General features: G+C 63.5%; 14 protein-coding genes and 1 tRNA gene. 14 read left to right on the forward strand and 1 reads right to left on the reverse strand.

The annotated features are described in order from the left end of the window. The 10 genes from ACG00X_RS23850 to rpoC form a co-directional block, all read left to right on the forward strand. On the forward strand, positions 1-200 hold a 200-nt coding region (locus ACG00X_RS23850; protein WP_474101694.1), incomplete at its 5' end, for an EF-Tu C-terminal domain-related protein. Between the two features lie 13 nt (positions 201-213). Continuing rightward, positions 214-289, forward strand: a tRNA-Trp gene (locus ACG00X_RS23855). Between the two features lie 144 nt (positions 290-433). Continuing rightward, entirely contained in the window at positions 434-820 is a 387-nt protein-coding gene (secE, locus tag ACG00X_RS23860) for a preprotein translocase subunit SecE (protein WP_394492301.1), read from the forward strand. A gap of 11 nt (positions 821-831) precedes the next feature. After that, a complete protein-coding gene (nusG, locus tag ACG00X_RS23865) occupies positions 832-1,410 on the forward strand; it encodes a transcription termination/antitermination protein NusG (RefSeq protein ID WP_394492303.1) in 579 nt (192 codons plus the stop codon). 271 nt (positions 1,411-1,681) lie between these two features. Next, entirely contained in the window at positions 1,682-2,119 is a 438-nt protein-coding gene (rplK, locus tag ACG00X_RS23870) for a 50S ribosomal protein L11 (RefSeq protein WP_394492305.1), read from the forward strand. Between the two features lies 1 nt (position 2,120). Beyond that, positions 2,121-2,831, forward strand: coding sequence for a 50S ribosomal protein L1 (gene rplA / locus ACG00X_RS23875; protein ID WP_394492307.1), 711 nt, complete (start codon positions 2,121-2,123; stop codon positions 2,829-2,831). Positions 2,832-3,130: 299 nt separating this feature from the next. Continuing rightward, complete coding sequence (gene rplJ / locus ACG00X_RS23880) at positions 3,131-3,652, forward strand: 50S ribosomal protein L10 (RefSeq protein ID WP_233375763.1); 522 nt, start codon at positions 3,131-3,133, stop codon at positions 3,650-3,652. A 51-nt stretch (positions 3,653-3,703) separates the two neighbouring features. Further along, a complete protein-coding gene (rplL, locus tag ACG00X_RS23885; RefSeq protein ID WP_394492310.1) occupies positions 3,704-4,084 on the forward strand; it encodes a 50S ribosomal protein L7/L12 in 381 nt (126 codons plus the stop codon). Between the two features lie 335 nt (positions 4,085-4,419). Beyond that, positions 4,420-8,541, forward strand: a complete 4,122-nt coding sequence (rpoB, locus tag ACG00X_RS23890; protein ID WP_394492312.1) for a DNA-directed RNA polymerase subunit beta — start codon at positions 4,420-4,422, stop codon at positions 8,539-8,541. 11 nt (positions 8,542-8,552) lie between these two features. Continuing rightward, a complete protein-coding gene (gene rpoC / locus ACG00X_RS23895) occupies positions 8,553-12,770 on the forward strand; it encodes a DNA-directed RNA polymerase subunit beta' (protein ID WP_394492314.1) in 4,218 nt (1,405 codons plus the stop codon). 60 nt (positions 12,771-12,830) lie between these two features. Here the strand turns inward: rpoC and ACG00X_RS23900 are convergent, their stop codons facing one another. Then, complete coding sequence (locus tag ACG00X_RS23900) at positions 12,831-13,313, reverse strand: putative toxin-antitoxin system toxin component, PIN family (RefSeq protein WP_394492316.1); 483 nt, start codon at positions 13,311-13,313, stop codon at positions 12,831-12,833. A 153-nt stretch (positions 13,314-13,466) separates the two neighbouring features. Here ACG00X_RS23900 and rpsL point away from each other — a divergent pair, with 153 nt between their 5' ends. From rpsL to ACG00X_RS23920, 4 genes are all read left to right on the forward strand, one after another. Next, positions 13,467-13,841 carry a 30S ribosomal protein S12 gene (gene rpsL, locus ACG00X_RS23905; RefSeq protein ID WP_088486369.1) on the forward strand — a complete coding sequence of 125 codons (375 nt, stop codon included), beginning with the start codon at positions 13,467-13,469 and terminating at the stop codon, positions 13,839-13,841. Positions 13,842-13,999: 158 nt separating this feature from the next. Beyond that, positions 14,000-14,470: a 30S ribosomal protein S7 gene (gene rpsG / locus ACG00X_RS23910; RefSeq protein ID WP_119046632.1), complete on the forward strand. Its 471-nt coding sequence runs from the start codon at positions 14,000-14,002 to the stop codon at positions 14,468-14,470. Between the two features lie 69 nt (positions 14,471-14,539). Then, positions 14,540-16,645 (forward strand): elongation factor G, encoded by a 2,106-nt coding sequence (fusA, locus tag ACG00X_RS23915; RefSeq protein ID WP_394492319.1) that lies wholly within the window; start codon positions 14,540-14,542, stop codon positions 16,643-16,645. Between the two features lie 121 nt (positions 16,646-16,766). Further along, positions 16,767-16,935: GTP-binding protein (locus ACG00X_RS23920; RefSeq protein WP_394492071.1), on the forward strand; the 169-nt coding region annotated here is incomplete at its 3' end.

The raw sequence follows: 16,935 nt of genomic DNA on the forward strand, positions 1-16,935 counted from the left end.
CCCAGTTCTACTTCCGCACGACGGACGTGACCGGTGCCGTGGAGCTGCCGAAGGACAAGGAAATGGTCATGCCTGGCGACAACGTCGGCATCACCGTGAAGCTGATCGCTCCGATCGCGATGGAAACGGGTCTGCGTTTCGCCATCCGTGAAGGCGGCCGTACCGTCGGTTCGGGCGTCGTCGCCACGATCCTGGAATAATTTTTAAGGCCACAGGGGCATAGCTCAATTGGCAGAGCGTCGGTCTCCAAAACCGAAGGTTGGGGGTTCGAGACCCTCTGCCCCTGCCACCCGCCACTGATCACGGCGGTTGGTTTCCTGGCTAACCAAGCATCGGCCCGCGAGAGTGATCTCGGCGGGCCTTGCTGCTGATGGCTACGGCCTGTGGCAGCTCTGAAAAAGCCGCTTCGAACGCGGCGCGTGAAAGACAAGTGATGGCGAATCCTCCTCAAGTCGAGACCGTGACCAGCGGTGCCGACAAGGCCAAGTTGGCCGCAGCGGTGTTGCTGCTGATCGGCGCGTTGGCGGCTTATTACGGTCTGTCCAAGCAGGGCGCGCTGGTGCAGATCGCCTCGTTGGTTGTGCTGCTGATTGCCGGTGTGGCGATCTTCTTCACGTCTGAGCATGGCAAGGCGCTGATCGCCTATGGTCGCGACTCCGCGCGCGAAGTGAAGAAGGTCGTCTGGCCGACCCACAAGGAAGCGCGCCAGATGACGATGTATGTCTTCGCTTTCGTCGTCATCATGGCGCTGTTCCTGTGGCTGACGGACAAGACGCTGGAATGGGTGCTGTACGACCTGATCCTGGGCTGGAAGCGCTGAGAGGGAACGAGATGAGCGAAGAGCAAAACGTCGCTGCCGCCGAGGCGCCCGCTGGTCTGCCCAAGCGCTGGTATGTCGTCCATGCCTATTCGGGCATGGAAAAGGCTGTCGAGCGCAATCTGCGCGAGCGCATCGATCGCGCCGGCATGCAGGACAAATTCGGCCGCATCCTGGTGCCGACCGAAGAAGTCGTCGAGCTGAAGAACGGCAAGAAGGCCGTGACCGAGCGCCGTTTCTTCCCTGGCTACGTGCTGGTCGAGATGGCGATGGACGACGAATCCTGGCACCTGGTGAAGCACACCTCCAAGGTCACGGGTTTCGTCGGTGGCGCCAAGAACCGCCCGGCCCCGATCTCCGAGGCGGAGGTCATGAAGATCGTCAACCAGATGCAGGAAGGCGTCGAAAAGCCCCGGCCCAAGGTCGAGTGGATGGTTGGCGAGGTCGTGCGCGTCAAGGAAGGCCCGTTCACCGACTTCAATGGCTCGGTCGAAGAGGTCAACTATGACAAGTCCAAGGTGCGCGTCTCGGTCACGATCTTCGGCCGCGCAACGCCGGTCGAGCTGGACTTCGCGCAGGTCGAGAAGGTTTGATCGCAGGTCGCTGAGCTTGCTGCTGCGGTGCGGTGGCAAAAGGTCTCGGTGGCGCGTCGCTGATGTTCAGGTTCGCGTAACCTGAATTTGAAGCGGCGAAGTAGAATCTTGGGTTTGGCCGGCGCCATCAATGCCGGCCCGTGATCAGCTCGCAACGAGAGGCGGGCAAGAGGAGCAAAGGTAGCGGCCCGGTCGTCAGATCGGGCTCGAGTCCGATGCGCTAGCACTCAGGTTCCCCGGCGAGGCCGCCAGGGAGCTGTTTGGAGAAAACATGGCCAAGAAAATTGTCGGCTTCATCAAGCTGCAAGTCGCGGCGGGCAAGGCCAATCCTTCGCCCCCGGTCGGTCCGGCGCTGGGTCAGCGTGGTCTGAACATCATGGAATTCTGCAAGGCGTTCAACGCCCAGACGTCCGGTCCCGGCTTCGAGCCTGGCATGAAGCTGCCGGTGGTCATCACCGCCTTCGCAGACAAGAGCTTCACCTTCGTCATCAAGTCGCCCCCGGCGACCGTGCTGCTGAAGAAGGCCGCCAAGATCGAGAAGGGCTCGCAGCGTCCTCACCTGGACAAGGTCGGCAAGCTGACCCGCGCCCAGCTGGAAGAGATCGCGAAGATCAAGACCAAGGACCTGACGGCCGCCAACATCGACGCCGCTGTCAAGACCATCGCCGGCTCTGCCCGCTCGATGGGCATCATCGTGGAAGGGGTCTGACATGGCCAAGCTCACCAAGAAGCAAAAGGCGCTGGCTGGCAAGGTTGAATCGACCAAGCTGTACGGCCTGACCGAAGCCCTGGACCTGGTCAAGAGCCTGGCCACCGCCAAGTTCGACGAGTCCATCGACGTTGCCGTGCAACTCGGCATCGATGCGAAGAAGTCGGACCAAGTCGTTCGTGGCGCCGTCGTGCTGCCCAACGGTACCGGCAAGACCAAGCGCGTCGCCGTGTTCGCCCAAGGTGCCAAGGCTGAAGAAGCCCGCGCCGCCGGCGCCGACGTCGTCGGCATGGAAGACCTGGCCGAGCGCGTCAAGGCTGGTGACATGCCTTTCGACGTCGTCATCGCCTCGCCCGACACGATGCGTGTCGTCGGTACGCTGGGTCAGATCCTCGGCCCGCGCGGCCTGATGCCGAACCCCAAGGTCGGCACCGTCACGCCGGACGTCGCCACCGCTGTCAAGAACGCCAAGGCTGGCCAGGTCCAGTTCCGCGTCGACAAGGCCGGTATCGTCCACGGCACGGTTGGCCGTCGCTCGTTCGACACCGACAAGCTGGAAGGCAACCTGCGCGCGCTGATCGAAGCCCTGAACAAGGCCAAGCCGGCCTCGAGCAAGGGCGTGTACCTGCGCAAGGTCGCGGTCTCCTCGACGATGGGCGTTGGCGCCCGCGTCGAAATCGCGTCGATCAACGCTCAGGCCAACGCCGCCTGATCGTCGGCCAGGCCCACTGGCCTGGTGCACTGAATCTGTCCGGGGCGAGTCTGGCCCCGGGCGACAAGATTGGTGGGGCGCTGTGCCGGTTCGCTGGCATGGCGCGTCATCCAAGACCGTTGGTGGAGACCCCTTAAATCCGAGCCGAGAGACATCGAGGCCCGGAACCAACGCAGATGGCGGTCCCGCTGAAGGGTTTGCCGCTCCGAGCCATCGGAGCGGGTTCCTGACAGATGGTCGCTGAATCCCTGGCGCTCTCGAGGCCGCAAGGCCGAAGGAGCAAATGTGAGGAGTAGACCTTGAGTCTCAATCGCAACGAGAAGGCAGCCGTTGTCTCCGACGTCGCAGCGCAAGCAGCGAAGTCGCAGACGCTGGCGCTGGCCGAGTACCGTGGCCTCACCGTGGAAGCCTTGAACAAGCTGCGCGTCGACGCACGTTCCAAGGGTGTCTATCTTCACGTGCTGAAGAACACCCTGGCCCGTCGCGCCGTCGCCGGCACCCCGTTCGAGGCGGCCTCGGAGAGCATGGTCGGCCCGCTGATCTACGGCTTTTCGGAAGACGCTGTCGCGGCTGCCAAAGTCATCGCTGACTTTGCCAAGACCAACGACAAGCTCGTCATCAAGGGTGGTGCCTACGGTGGCAAGGCTCTGGACGTCAATGGCGTGAAGGCTCTGGCCTCCGTCCCGTCCAAGGAAGTCCTGCTGTCGCAGATCGCCGGCCTGCTCAAGTCGCCGGTGCAGCGCACCGCGGCCGTGCTGGCAGCCCTGGCCCAACAGCGTGGTGGTGGCGCCGAAGCCGCTGCCGAAGCGCCTGCGGCCTGATCGACGAACACCGCGTATCCACGCAACCCATCTGATATTTAGGAACACATCATGGCATTCGATAAAGACGCTTTCCTGACCGCCCTGGACAGCATGACCGTCCTGGAACTGAACGACCTGGTCAAGGCAATTGAAGAGAAGTTCGGCGTGTCCGCCGCTTCGATGGCTGCTCCGGCCGCCGGTGGCGCTGCTGGCGGCGCTGCTGCCGCTGCTGAAGAAAAGACCGAATTCAACGTCGTCCTGACCGACGCCGGCGCCAACAAGGTGTCCGTCATCAAGGCTGTCCGCGAAATCACCGGTCTGGGCCTGAAGGAAGCCAAGGACCTGGTCGACGGCGCTCCGAAGCCCGTCAAGGAAGGCATTGCCAAGGCCGACGCCGAAGCCGCTCTGAAGAAGCTGGTCGAAGCCGGCGCCAAGGCCGAGCTGAAGTAATGTCCTGGGGTTGGACCTGCGAAGCAGCTCCGATCCCTCTGACTAGAAAAGGGGTTGCCCTCAGGGCTTCCCCTTTTTCGTCTTTACGGGTTTCTACCCGTAGAGGACAGCTGAAAGAACTGCGCAGCGTATGATGCGCAGTTCTTTCACGTGTTCTCTGATCCGACTGCAGAGAGCCAGTTTGGTCGGACTTTGGTGCAATGCCAGAGTTGTCCGCCAGCGGTTGGTAGTGGCCAACCACCAAGCGAGGCAGCCGCCCGTCCTGGGCGGATGAGCCAGCCAGTCGCCGACGCGGTGCGTCCCACGGCCGGGGATGCACTCGATACGGAGTGTTTATGGCGCAAGCAACCCCCTACAGCTACACCGAGCGCAAGCGGATTCGCAAGAGCTTCGGCAAGCGCGAGAGTGTTCTCAACGTCCCTTACCTGCTCACGATGCAGAAGGACAGCTACGTGGCCTTCCTGCAGAAGGACGTGGCCCCCGCCAAGCGCAAGCCCGAAGGGCTGCAGGCGGCTTTCCTTTCGGCGTTCCCGATTGTTTCGCACAACGGTTTCGTCGAGATGAAGTTCCTCGAGTTCAACATCGCCAAGCCGCCGTTCGACACCCGTGAGTGCCAGCAGCGTGGGTTGACCTATGCGGCCGCCGTGCGTGCGCGCCTGCAGATGATCATCTACGACCGCGAGTCGCCGCAGGCCAAGACGGTCAAGGAGATCAAGGAGCAAGAGGTCTACATGGGCGAAGTGCCCCTGATGACCGACTACGGCTCCTTCATCGTCAACGGTACCGAGCGCGTCATCGTGTCGCAGCTGCACCGTTCGCCGGGCGTGTTCTTCGAGCACGACAAGGGCAAGACGCACTCGTCGGGCAAGCTGCTGTTCAGCGCCCGCATCATTCCCTACCGCGGCTCCTGGCTGGACTTCGAGTTCGACCCGAAAGACATCCTGTACTTCCGCGTTGACCGCCGCCGCAAGATGCCGGTCACGATCCTGCTGAAGGCCATCGGCCTGAACCCCGAGCAGATCCTGGCCCACTTCTTCGTGTTCGACAACTTCCGCCTGATGGACGTCGGCGCGCAGCTCGAATTCGTGGCCGACCGCCTGAAGGGTGAAGTCGCCCGCTTCGACATCGTCGACAAGTCGGGTGCGGTCATCGTCGAGAAGGACAAGCGCATTACGGCCCGTCATGTGCGCCAGCTGGAGCAGTCCGGCACGCAGCACATCTCGGTGCCCGAGGACTTCCTGGTCGGTCGCGTGCTGGCCAAGAACATGATCGACGCCGACACCGGCGAGATCATCGCCAAGGCCAACGACGAGCTGACCGACGCGCTGCTGAAGAAGCTGCGCCAGGCCGGCATCAAGGAAATCCAGTGCCTGTTCACGAACGAGCTGGACGAAGGCGCCTACATCTCGCAGACGCTGGCGTCTGACGAGACCGAGACGCAACTGGCTGCCCGCGTCGCCATCTACCGCATGATGCGCCCCGGCGAGCCACCGACGGAAGACGCCGTCGAGGCCCTGTTCAACCGCCTGTTCTACAGCACCGACACCTACGACCTGAGCCGTGTCGGCCGCATGAAGTTCAACGCGCGTGTCGGCCGTGACACGCCCGAAGGCGCGATGAATCTGTCCAACGAGGACATCCTTGACGTCGTCAAGATCCTTGTCGAGCTGCGCAATGGCCGCGGCGAAGTGGACGACATCGACCACCTGGGCAATCGCCGCGTGCGTTGCGTGGGCGAACTGGCCGAGAACCAGTACCGCTCGGGTCTCGCCCGTATCGAGAAGGCCGTCAAGGAGCGTCTGGGCCAGGCCGAGACCGAAGCCCTGATGCCGCACGACCTGATCAACTCCAAGCCGATCTCCGCGGCGCTGAAGGAGTTCTTCGGTGCGTCGCAGCTGTCGCAGTTCATGGACCAGACCAACCCGCTGTCCGAGATCACGCACAAGCGTCGCGTCTCGGCCCTCGGCCCGGGCGGTCTGACCCGCGAGCGCGCCGGCTTCGAAGTGCGCGACGTGCACCCGACCCACTACGGCCGCGTGTGCCCGATCGAAACGCCTGAAGGCCCGAACATCGGCCTGATCAACTCGCTGGCGCTGTTCGCTCAGCTCAACGAGTACGGCTTCCTGGAAACGCCGTATCGCCGCGTGGTGGATGGCAAGGTCACCGACCAGATCGACTACCTGTCGGCCATCGAGGAAGGCAAGTACGTCATCGCCCAGGCGAACGCGACGCTGAACGGCGAAGGTTCGCTGACCGACGAACTGGTCTCCGCCCGTGAGAACGGCGAATCGGTGCTGACCTCGCCCGAACGCATCCAGTACATGGACGTGGCGCCGACGCAGATCGTGTCGGTTGCGGCCTCGCTGGTGCCGTTCCTGGAGCACGACGACGCGAACCGCGCGTTGATGGGCGCCAACATGCAGCGTCAGGCCGTGCCGGTGCTGCGCCCCGAGAAGGCTTTTGTCGGTACGGGCGTCGAGCGCGTGGCCGCGAAGGACTCGGGCACGGTGGTCGCGGCTCGCCGCGGCGGCGTGGTCGACTACGTCGACACCAACCGTATCGTCATTCGTGTGAACGACAACGAGACGGTGGCGGGTGAAGTCGGCGTCGACATCTACAACCTGATCAAGTACCAGCGTTCCAACCAGAACACCAACATCCACCAGCGCCCGATCGTGCGCCGTGGCGACAAGGTGGCGGCCGAGGACATCATTGCCGACGGCGCCTCCACCGACATCGGTGAGCTGGCCCTGGGCCAGAACATGCTGGTCGCGTTCATGCCGTGGAACGGCTACAACTTCGAAGACTCGATCCTGATCTCGGAACGCGTCATCGCCGAAGACCGCTACACCTCGATCCACATCGAGGAACTGGTGGTCAACGCGCGTGACACCAAGCTGGGTTCGGAAGAAATCACCCGCGACATCCCCAACCTGTCCGAGCAGCAACTGGGCCGCCTGGACGAGTCGGGCATCGTCTACATCGGTGCCGAAGTGAACCCGGGCGACGTGCTGGTCGGCAAGGTCACGCCCAAGGGCGAAACCACGCTGACGCCGGAAGAGAAGCTGCTGCGCGCCATCTTCGGCGAGAAGGCTTCGGACGTGAAGGACACGTCGCTGCGTGTCGACCAGGGCACCAGCGGCACCGTCATCGACGTGCAGGTCTTCACCCGTGAAGGCATCCAGCGTGACAAGCGCGCCCAGCAGATCATTGACGACGAGCTGAAGCGTTATCGCCTGGACCTGAACGACCAGCTGCGCATCGTCGAGAGCGACGCCTTCGACCGTATCGAGAAGCTGCTGGTCGGCCGCGTCGCCAACGGCGGCCCGCAGAAGATCGCCAAGGGCACGAAGATCGACAAGGAGTACCTGGCGTCGGTCGAGAAGTTCCACTGGTTCGACATCCGCCCGGCCGAGGAAGACGTCGCCAACCAGCTCGAGTCCATCAAGAACGCGCTGGACCAGACCCGCCACAGCTTCGACCTGGCCTTCGAAGAGAAGCGCAAGAAGCTGACGCAGGGCGACGAGCTGCCCGCTGGCGTGCTGAAGATGGTCAAGGTCTACCTGGCCGTCAAGCGTCGCCTGCAGCCTGGCGACAAGATGGCCGGCCGTCACGGCAACAAGGGTGTTGTGTCCAAGGTCACGCCGATCGAAGACATGCCCTACATGGCCGACGGCACGCCTGCCGACATCGTGCTGAACCCGCTGGGCGTCCCGTCGCGGATGAACGTGGGTCAGGTGCTGGAAGTGCACCTGGGCTGGGCCGGCAAGGGCATTGGCCAGCGCATCGGCGACATGCTGCAGCAGCACACCAAGGTGGCCGAGCTGCGCAAGTTCTTCGACGAGCTCTACAACCAGAGCGGTGGCAAGACCGAGAACATCGACGACCTGACCGACACGGAAGTGCTGGAGATGGCCGAGAACCTGTCCAAGGGCGTGCCCTTCGCGACCCCGGTGTTCGACGGTGCCAAGGAAGAAGAAATCCGCGGCATGCTGAAGCTGGCCTACCCGGACGACATCGCCGCCAAGAAGGGCCTGACCGAGACCCGCACCCAGGCCTGGCTGTGCGACGGCCGCACCGGCGAGCAGTTCGAGCGCCCGGTCACCGTCGGCTACATGCACGTGCTGAAGCTGCACCACTTGGTGGACGACAAGATGCACGCCCGTTCGACCGGCCCGTACTCGCTCGTCACGCAGCAGCCGCTGGGTGGTAAGGCGCAGTTCGGTGGCCAGCGTTTCGGTGAAATGGAAGTCTGGGCGCTGGAAGCCTACGGCGCCTCGTACATCCTGCAGGAAATGCTGACGGTCAAGTCCGACGACGTGAACGGCCGGACCAAGGTCTACGAAAGCATCGTCAAGGGCGAACACGCCATCGAAGCGGGCATGCCCGAATCGTTCAATGTGCTGGTCAAGGAAATCCGCTCCTTGGGCATCGACATCGAACTGGAACGTAATTAAGGAGCAGATGCATGAAGGGACTACTCGACCTTTTCAAGCAATTCACCCCTGATGAGCATTTCGATGCCATCAAGATCGGCCTGGCATCTCCGGAGAAGATCCGCAGCTGGTCGTTCGGCGAGGTGAAGAAGCCCGAGACCATCAACTACCGCACCTTCAAGCCCGAGCGTGACGGCCTGTTCTGCGCCAAGATCTTTGGCCCGATCAAGGACTACGAGTGCCTGTGCGGCAAGTACAAGCGCCTGAAGCACCGCGGCGTCATCTGCGAGAAGTGCGGCGTTGAAGTCACGCAGACCAAGGTTCGCCGTGACCGCATGGGCCACATCGACCTGGCGGCGCCGTGCGCGCACATCTGGTTCCTGAAGTCGCTGCCGTCGCGTCTGGGCCTGGTGCTCGACATGACGCTGCGCGACATCGAACGCGTGCTGTACTTCGAGGCCTACGTCGTCGTCGACCCGGGCATGACCCCGCTGAAGAAGTTCTCGATCATGAGCGAGGACGACTACGACGCCAAGCGCGTGGAATTCGGCGACGAATTCATCGCGCTGATGGGCGCCGAGGGCATCAAGAAGCTGCTGGAGGAGATGGATCTCGACATCGAGATCGATCGCCTGCGCAACGACATGACCGGCTCCGAGCTCAAGGTCAAGAAGAACTCCAAGCGCCTGAAGGTCATGGAGGCCTTCAAGAAGTCCGGCATCAAGCCGAACTGGATGGTGCTGGACGTGCTGCCCGTGCTGCCGCCGGACCTGCGTCCGCTCGTTCCCCTGGACGGTGGTCGCTTTGCGACTAGCGACCTGAACGACCTCTACCGTCGCGTCATCAACCGCAACAACCGCCTGGCCCGTCTGCTGGAGCTGAAGGCCCCTGAGATCATCGTGCGCAACGAAAAGCGCATGCTGCAGGAAGCCGTCGACTCGCTGCTGGACAACGGCCGCCGCGGCAAGGCGATGACCGGCGCGAACAAGCGTGCCCTCAAGTCGCTGGCCGACATGATCAAGGGCAAGAGCGGTCGCTTCCGTCAGAACTTGCTGGGCAAGCGCGTCGACTACTCCGGTCGTTCCGTCATTACCGTGGGCCCGTACCTGAAGCTGCACCAGTGCGGCCTGCCCAAGCTGATGGCGCTGGAGCTGTTCAAGCCCTTCATCTTCAGCCGTCTCGAAGCCATGGGCATCGCGACGACGATCAAGGCTGCCAAGAAGGAAGTCGAATCCGGCACGCCGGTGGTCTGGGACATCCTCGAAGAAGTCATCAAGGAACACCCGGTCCTGCTGAACCGCGCCCCGACGCTGCACCGCCTCGGCATCCAGGCCTTCGAGCCCGTGCTGATCGAAGGCAAGGCCATCCAGCTGCACCCGCTCGTCTGCTCGGCCTTCAACGCCGACTTCGACGGTGACCAGATGGCCGTCCACGTGCCGCTGTCGATCGAAGCGCAGATGGAGGCCCGCACGCTGATGCTGGCCTCCAACAACGTGCTGTTCCCCGCGTCCGGCGAACCGTCCATCGTCCCGTCGCAAGACGTGGTGCTGGGCCTGTACTACGCCACCCGCGAGCGCACCAACGGCAAGGGCGAAGGCCTGATCTTCTCGGACATCCCGGAAGTGATCCGCGCGCTGGAGAACGGCGTCGTCGAAATCACCGCCAAGATCAGTGTTCGCCTGACCGAGTGGACCAAGAACAAGGAAACGGGTGAATTCGAGCCCGAGACCAAGCTCGTGGACACCACCGTCGGCCGCGCGCTGCTGTCGGAAATCCTGCCCAAGGGCCTGCCGTTCAGCAACATCAACAAGGCACTGAAGAAGAAGGAGATCAGCCGTCTGATCAACACCTCCTTCCGCAAGTGCGGCCTGAAGGAAACCGTCGTGCTGGCCGACAAGCTGCTGCAAAGCGGCTTCCGCCTGGCCACGCGCGCCGGTATCTCGATCGCCATCGACGACATGCTGGTGCCCGCTCAGAAGCACACGCTGATCGAGCGTGCCGAGAGCGAGGTCAAGGAGATCGAGCAGCAGTACGTCTCGGGTCTCGTGACCGCCGGTGAGCGCTACAACAAGGTGGTGGACATCTGGGGCAAGGCCGGTGACGAAATCGGCAAGAAGATGATGGAGCACCTGAAGGTCGAGAAGACGACCGATCGCAACGGCAAGACCGTCGATCAGGAGTCCTTCAACTCGATCTACATGATGGCCGACTCGGGCGCGCGGGGTTCCGCAGCCCAGATCCGCCAGCTGGCCGGCATGCGCGGCCTGATGGCCAAGCCGGACGGCTCCATCATCGAGACGCCCATCACGGCGAACTTCCGTGAAGGTCTGAACGTGTTGCAGTACTTCATCTCCACCCACGGTGCTCGTAAGGGCCTGGCGGACACGGCGCTGAAGACCGCGAACTCCGGCTACCTGACGCGTCGTCTGGTCGACGTGACGCAGGACCTGGTCGTCACCGAGCAGGATTGCGGCACCGACAACGGCATGGCCATGCGCGCGCTGGTCGAAGGTGGTGAGGTCATCGAATCGCTGCGCGACCGCGTGCTCGGCCGTGTGGCGGCGATCGACGTCGTCCACCCGGAGACGCAAGCCACGCTGCTGACCGCCGGCCACATGCTCGACGAGGACACCCTCGACGTGCTGGAGCAGGCGGGCGTCGACGAGATCAAGGTCCGCACGCCGCTGACCTGCGGCACGCGCTTCGGCTTGTGCGCCAAGTGCTATGGCCGCGACCTCGGCCGTGGTGGCCTGGTCAATACCGGTGAGGCCGTGGGCGTCATCGCCGCGCAGTCCATCGGTGAACCGGGTACGCAGCTGACGATGCGGACGTTCCACATCGGCGGTGCCGCGTCGCGCGCTGCCGTGGCCTCGAGCGTCGAAGCCAAGTCGGACGGCATCATCGGCTTCAACGCCACGATGCGCTACGTGACCAACGGCAAGGGCGAGCTGGTCGTGATTTCTCGCTCCGGCGAGATCATCATTGCCGACCCGCACGGCCGCGAGCGCGAGCGTCACAAGGTGCCGTACGGCGCCGTGCTGAACATCAAGGCTGGCCAGACCATCAAGGCCGGCCTGGTGCTCGCGAACTGGGACCCGCTGACCCGCCCGATCATCACGGAATTCGCCGGTCAGGCGAAGTTCGAGAACGTCGAGGAAGGCGTGACCGTCGCCAAGCAGGTGGACGAAGTGACGGGCCTGTCGACGCTGGTCGTGATCGACCCGAAGCGCCGCGGTGCCGCCAAGATCGTCCGCCCGCAGGTCAAGCTGCTGGACGCTCAAGGCCACGAGGTCAAGATCCCCGGTACCGACCACTCGGTGGCCATCGGCTTCCAGGTCGGCGCGCTGATCCAGGTTCGCGACGGCCAGGAACTGCTGCCCGGTGAAGTGCTCGCTCGTATCCCGGTCGAAGGCCAGAAGACCCGCGACATTACCGGCGGTCTGCCGCGTGTGGCCGAGCTCTTCGAAGCCCGTTCGCCCAAGGACGTCGGCGTGCTGGCCGAGCAGACCGGCACGGTGTCGTTCGGCAAGGAGACCAAGGGCAAGATCCGCCTGCAGATCACCGACCCGGACGGCAAGGCCCACGAGGAACTGGTGCCCAAGGAAAAGAACATCCTGGTGCACGAAGGCCAGGTGGTGAACCGCGGCGAACTGATCGTCGACGGCGCGGCAGACCCGCAGGACATCCTGCGCCTGCTGGGCATCGAGGAACTGGCGCGCTACATCGTCGACGAAGTCCAGGACGTGTACCGACTCCAGGGCGTGAAGATCAACGACAAGCACATCGAGGTGATCGTTCGCCAGATGCTGCGTCGCGTGACCATCACCAACCCGGGCGACTCGCACTACATCCTGAACGAGCAGGTCGAGCGTTCGGAGCTGCTGGACACCAACGACAAGCTGCGCAAGGAAGGCAAGCTGATCGCCACGCACGCCGACGTGCTGCTGGGCATCACCAAGGCCTCGCTGTCGACGGACTCCTTCATCTCGGCCGCTTCCTTCCAGGAAACGACCCGCGTGCTCACCGAGGCTGCCATCATGGGCAAGCGCGACGAGCTGCGCGGCCTGAAGGAAAACGTCATCGTGGGTCGCCTGATCCCGGCCGGTACCGGCATGGCCTTCCACGAGGCGCGTCGCGCCAAGGAAGCGATGGACGACGCCGAGCGCCGCGCCATTGCCCTGCAGGAGGCTGAAGAGCTGGCCGCCGCGCAGATGGCCGACGTCGACGCTGGCGACAGCGCGGCTGAATAAGCCGACGAGGGGTTTCCCCTCTGAAGCCGCCCCCGGTTCAGGCCGCGGGCGGCTTTTTCTTTAGGCGTCGGGCAGTTGGAGTGCTTCCGGCTTCACGATCAGCAGGCCGCGTGGCAGCGCGCGCTTGGCCAGCGCCAGCACGGCCTTGTCGCGGGAGATCAGCCAGCGGGCCCCGGTCGAGAGCGCCAGGTCGATGAATTTCTGGTCGTCCGGGTCCCGGCAGACCAGGCGTCCGGCCAGCGGTTGGGGCGGTGCGGCGTCGACCGCCTGCGCATGAGCATCGAAGGCGGCTTCGATCGCCGCCAGGTCGGGCGCATAGTGTGCGGCCACACCGCGCCCCAGCACGTGCCGGAGCTCGTCTCTCATGGCGGGCGCGACGAGCCAGCGCAGGCGACCGGCTTCGATGGCCGTGCTCAGCGCTGCGACCCGCGGATCGCGAAACACCAGCCAATCCATGACGACCTGCGTGTCGATGACGGCGCAGGGCGGGGCGCTTTCCGAGCGGTCGAGGGGGCGGGGCAGGGGCGTCGCGGGCGTGTGCATGTCGTCAGCTTAGCGCCGCCAGTGGCGCAGCCCTTGTGCCTTTGGCTGCCTGCGGTCTACAATCCTCGGCTCTTCGCCTTTTGGCGGCAGCGTTGCTGCGCGCCTTAAAAACACAGGCGAGGTTCACAGACTTCAAACGGGAACAAGTCGTTTATGCCAACCATCAATCAACTGGTGCGCCACGGCCGTGAGGCCGAGGTCACCAAGTCCAAGTCGCCTGCGATGCAGAACTGCCCGCAGCGCCGCGGTGTCTGCACCCGCGTCTACACCACCACGCCGAAGAAGCCGAACTCGGCTCTGCGTAAGGTCGCCAAGGTGCGCCTGACCAACGGCTTCGAGGTCATCTCCTACATCGGCGGCGAAGGCCACAACCTGCAAGAGCACAGCGTCGTGCTGGTGCGCGGCGGCCGGGTGAAGGACTTGCCCGGTGTGCGTTACCACATCGTGCGCGGCTCCCTTGACCTGCAAGGCGTCAAGGATCGCAAGCAGGCCCGTTCCAAGTACGGTGCCAAGCGTCCGAAGAAGTAAATCGTCTGTTCGGGCTCAGCGGTTCAGCTGACCCAACGTTGTTGCGGCCGCTGAGTTGTCAGTGGGCCGAGTAAGTGGATCAGCCCTAGATGTTGGTGGTTGTCCAGCGGAGTCAGGCCAAGAAGGCCGTCTCCAACTGAAGCAAAAGGAAAAGTGCCATGCCACGTCGTCGCGAAGTACCCAAGCGCGAAATCCTGCCGGACCCCAAGTTCGGTTCCGTCGATCTGTCCAAGTTCATGAACGTCATCATGGAATCGGGCAAGAAGGCCGTCGCCGAGCGCATCATCTACGGCGCTCTGGACCAAGTCGAAAAGAAGATCGGCAAGGATCCGCTGGAAGTGTTCATGGTCGCCCTGAACAACGTGAAGCCCATGGTTGAAGTGAAGTCCCGCCGCGTCGGTGGTGCGAACTACCAAGTTCCCGTGGAAGTTCGCCCCGTCCGCCGGATGGCCCTCGCCATGCGCTGGTTGAAGGAATCCGCTCGCAAGCGCGGTGAGAAGTCGATGGCCCAGCGTCTGGCCAATGAGCTGCTGGAGGCCGCTGAAGGCCGTGGCGGCGCGATGAAGAAGCGCGACGAAGTCCACCGCATGGCAGAAGCCAACAAGGCGTTCTCGCACTTCCGCTTCTAAACTCAACGTCTTTCGGCCGCCTCGGGTTATCCCTAGCCCGCTGGCGGCTCCTGTCTTCTGGAGCAAACCATGGCCCGCAAAACCCCCATCGAGCGCTACCGCAACATCGGTATCTCCGCGCACATCGATGCTGGCAAGACCACCACGACCGAACGCATCCTCTACTACACCGGTGTGAACCACAAGATCGGTGAAGTGCACGATGGCGCCGCCACGATGGACTGGATGGAACAGGAGCAAGAGCGCGGCATCACGATCACGTCGGCCGCGACGACCTGCTTCTGGAAGGGCATGGACATGTCCTACCCCGAGCACCGCTTCAACATCATCGACACCCCCGGACACGTGGACTTCACCATCGAGGTGGAGCGTTCCATGCGCGTGCTGGACGGCGCCTGCATGGTGTACTGCGCCGTGGGTGGCGTGCAGCCCCAGTCGGAAACCGTCTGGCGCCAGGCCAACAAGTACAAGGTGCCCCGCCTCGCGTTCGTCAACAAGATGGACCGTACCGGCGCGAACTTCTACAAGGTCGTTGACCAGATGAAGACCCGCCTGAAGGCCAACCCCGTGCCCGTGGTGATCCCCATCGGCGCCGAGGAAGGCTTCAAGGGTGTGGTGGACCTGTTCAAGATGAAGGCCATCATCTGGGACGAGGCTTCCCAGGGCATGAAGTTCACCTTCGAAGACATCCCCGCTGACCTGGTCGGCGTCGCCCAGGAATGGCGCGAGAAGATGGTCGAGGCTGCTGCCGAAGCCAGCGAAGAGCTGATGAACAAGTACCTCGAGACGGGCGACCTGTCCGAGGAAGAGATCAAGCTCGCGATCCGTCAGCGCACCATCGCGACCGAGATCCAGCCGATGCTGTGCGGCACCGCGTTCAAGAACAAGGGCGTGCAGCGCATGCTGGACGCCGTCATCGACTTCCTGCCGTCGCCGCTGGACATCCCGCCCGTGGCCGGCACCGACGAAGACGACCAGCCGATCACGCGTCAGCGCACCGACGAGGAGAAGTTCTCGGCGCTGGCCTTCAAGCTGATGACCGACCCCTACGTCGGCCAGCTGACGTTCGTGCGCGTCTACTCGGGCGTGCTGCAGTCGGGCGCGACCGTCTACAACCCGATCCGTGGCAAGAAGGAGCGTATCGGCCGGATCCTGCAGATGCACGCCAACCAGCGTGAAGAAATCAAGGAAATTCTGGCTGGCGACATCGCCGCCTGCGTGGGCCTGAAGGACGTCACCACGGGCGAAACCCTGTGCGACCCCGACAGCGTCATCACGCTGGAAAAGATGATCTTCCCCGAGCCCGTGATCTCGCAGGCCGTGGAACCCAAGACCAAGGCCGACCAGGAAAAGATGGGTCTGGCGCTGGGTCGTCTGGCTGCCGAAGACCCGTCGTTCCGCCTGCGTACCGACGAAGAATCCGGCCAGACCATCATCTCCGGCATGGGCGAGCTGCACCTGGAAATCATCGTCGACCGCATGAAGCGCGAGTTCGGCGTGGAAGCCAACGTCGGCAAGCCGCAAGTGGCCTACCGCGAAACCATCCGCAAGACCGCGACCGACGTCGAAGGCAAGTTCGTTCGCCAGTCCGGTGGTAAGGGCCAGTACGGTCACGTCGTGCTGACGCTCGAGCCGCAAGAGCCGGGCAAGGGCTTCGAGTTCGTCGACGCCATCAAGGGCGGTGTGGTTCCCCGTGAATACATCCCCGCGGTCGAGAAGGGCATCATCGACAGCCTGCCGAACGGCGTGCTGGCCGGCTTCCCGGTCGTCGACGTCAAGGCCACGCTGACCTTCGGTTCGTACCACGATGTGGACTCGAACGAAAACGCGTTCAAGATGGCTGCGTCCATGGGTTTCAAGGAAGCCATGCGCCGCGCCAGCCCCGTCATCCTCGAGCCGATGATGGCCGTGGAAGTCGAGACGCCGGAAGACTACGCCGGTACGGTCATGGGCGACCTGTCCAGCCGTCGCGGCATGGTGCAGGGCATGGATGACATGGTCGGCGGCGGCAAGGTCATCAAGGCCGAAGTCCCGCTGAGCGAAATGTTCGGCTACTCCACGTCGCTGCGCTCGGCCACGCAAGGTCGCGCCACCTACACGATGGAGTTCAAGCACTACTCCGAAGCGCCCAAGAACGTTGCCGACGCCATCATCCTGGCGCGCGGCAAGAACTGATCCGCTTCTAACCGAATCGTCTTCACAGCGGTCCGCCCGTTTCGCCAGTCGGCGGGAATCACGGACGCTGTGGAAACGCTAAACCAACAGACTGGCGAAATGCTCTTTTCGGAGATTTGAAATGGCAAAAGGCAAGTTTGAACGGACCAAGCCGCACGTGAATGTGGGCACGATCGGTCACGTGGACCATGGCAAGACGACCCTGACGGCGGCGATCGCCACGGTGCTGTCGAAGAAGTTCGGCGGCGAGGCCAAGGCCTACGACCAGATCGACGCGGCTCCTGAAGAAA

Source organism: Pelomonas nitida (assembly GCF_043555975.1).
GTDB classification, from domain to species: Bacteria; Pseudomonadota; Gammaproteobacteria; order Burkholderiales; family Burkholderiaceae_C; genus Pelomonas; species Pelomonas nitida.

Coding starts and splice junctions, on each gene's coding strand:
- secE (WP_394492301.1), top strand. CDS start 434: ATGGCGAATCCTCCTCAAGTCGAGACCGTGACCAGCGGTGCCGACAAG.
- nusG (WP_394492303.1), top strand. CDS start 832: ATGAGCGAAGAGCAAAACGTCGCTGCCGCCGAGGCGCCCGCTGGTCTG.
- rplK (WP_394492305.1), top strand. CDS start 1,682: ATGGCCAAGAAAATTGTCGGCTTCATCAAGCTGCAAGTCGCGGCGGGC.
- rplA (WP_394492307.1), top strand. CDS start 2,121: ATGGCCAAGCTCACCAAGAAGCAAAAGGCGCTGGCTGGCAAGGTTGAA.
- rplL (WP_394492310.1), top strand. CDS start 3,704: ATGGCATTCGATAAAGACGCTTTCCTGACCGCCCTGGACAGCATGACC.
- rpoB (WP_394492312.1), top strand. CDS start 4,420: ATGGCGCAAGCAACCCCCTACAGCTACACCGAGCGCAAGCGGATTCGC.
- rpoC (WP_394492314.1), top strand. CDS start 8,553: ATGAAGGGACTACTCGACCTTTTCAAGCAATTCACCCCTGATGAGCAT.
- ACG00X_RS23900 (WP_394492316.1), bottom strand. CDS start 13,313: ATGCACACGCCCGCGACGCCCCTGCCCCGCCCCCTCGACCGCTCGGAA.
- rpsL (WP_088486369.1), top strand. CDS start 13,467: ATGCCAACCATCAATCAACTGGTGCGCCACGGCCGTGAGGCCGAGGTC.
- rpsG (WP_119046632.1), top strand. CDS start 14,000: ATGCCACGTCGTCGCGAAGTACCCAAGCGCGAAATCCTGCCGGACCCC.
- fusA (WP_394492319.1), top strand. CDS start 14,540: ATGGCCCGCAAAACCCCCATCGAGCGCTACCGCAACATCGGTATCTCC.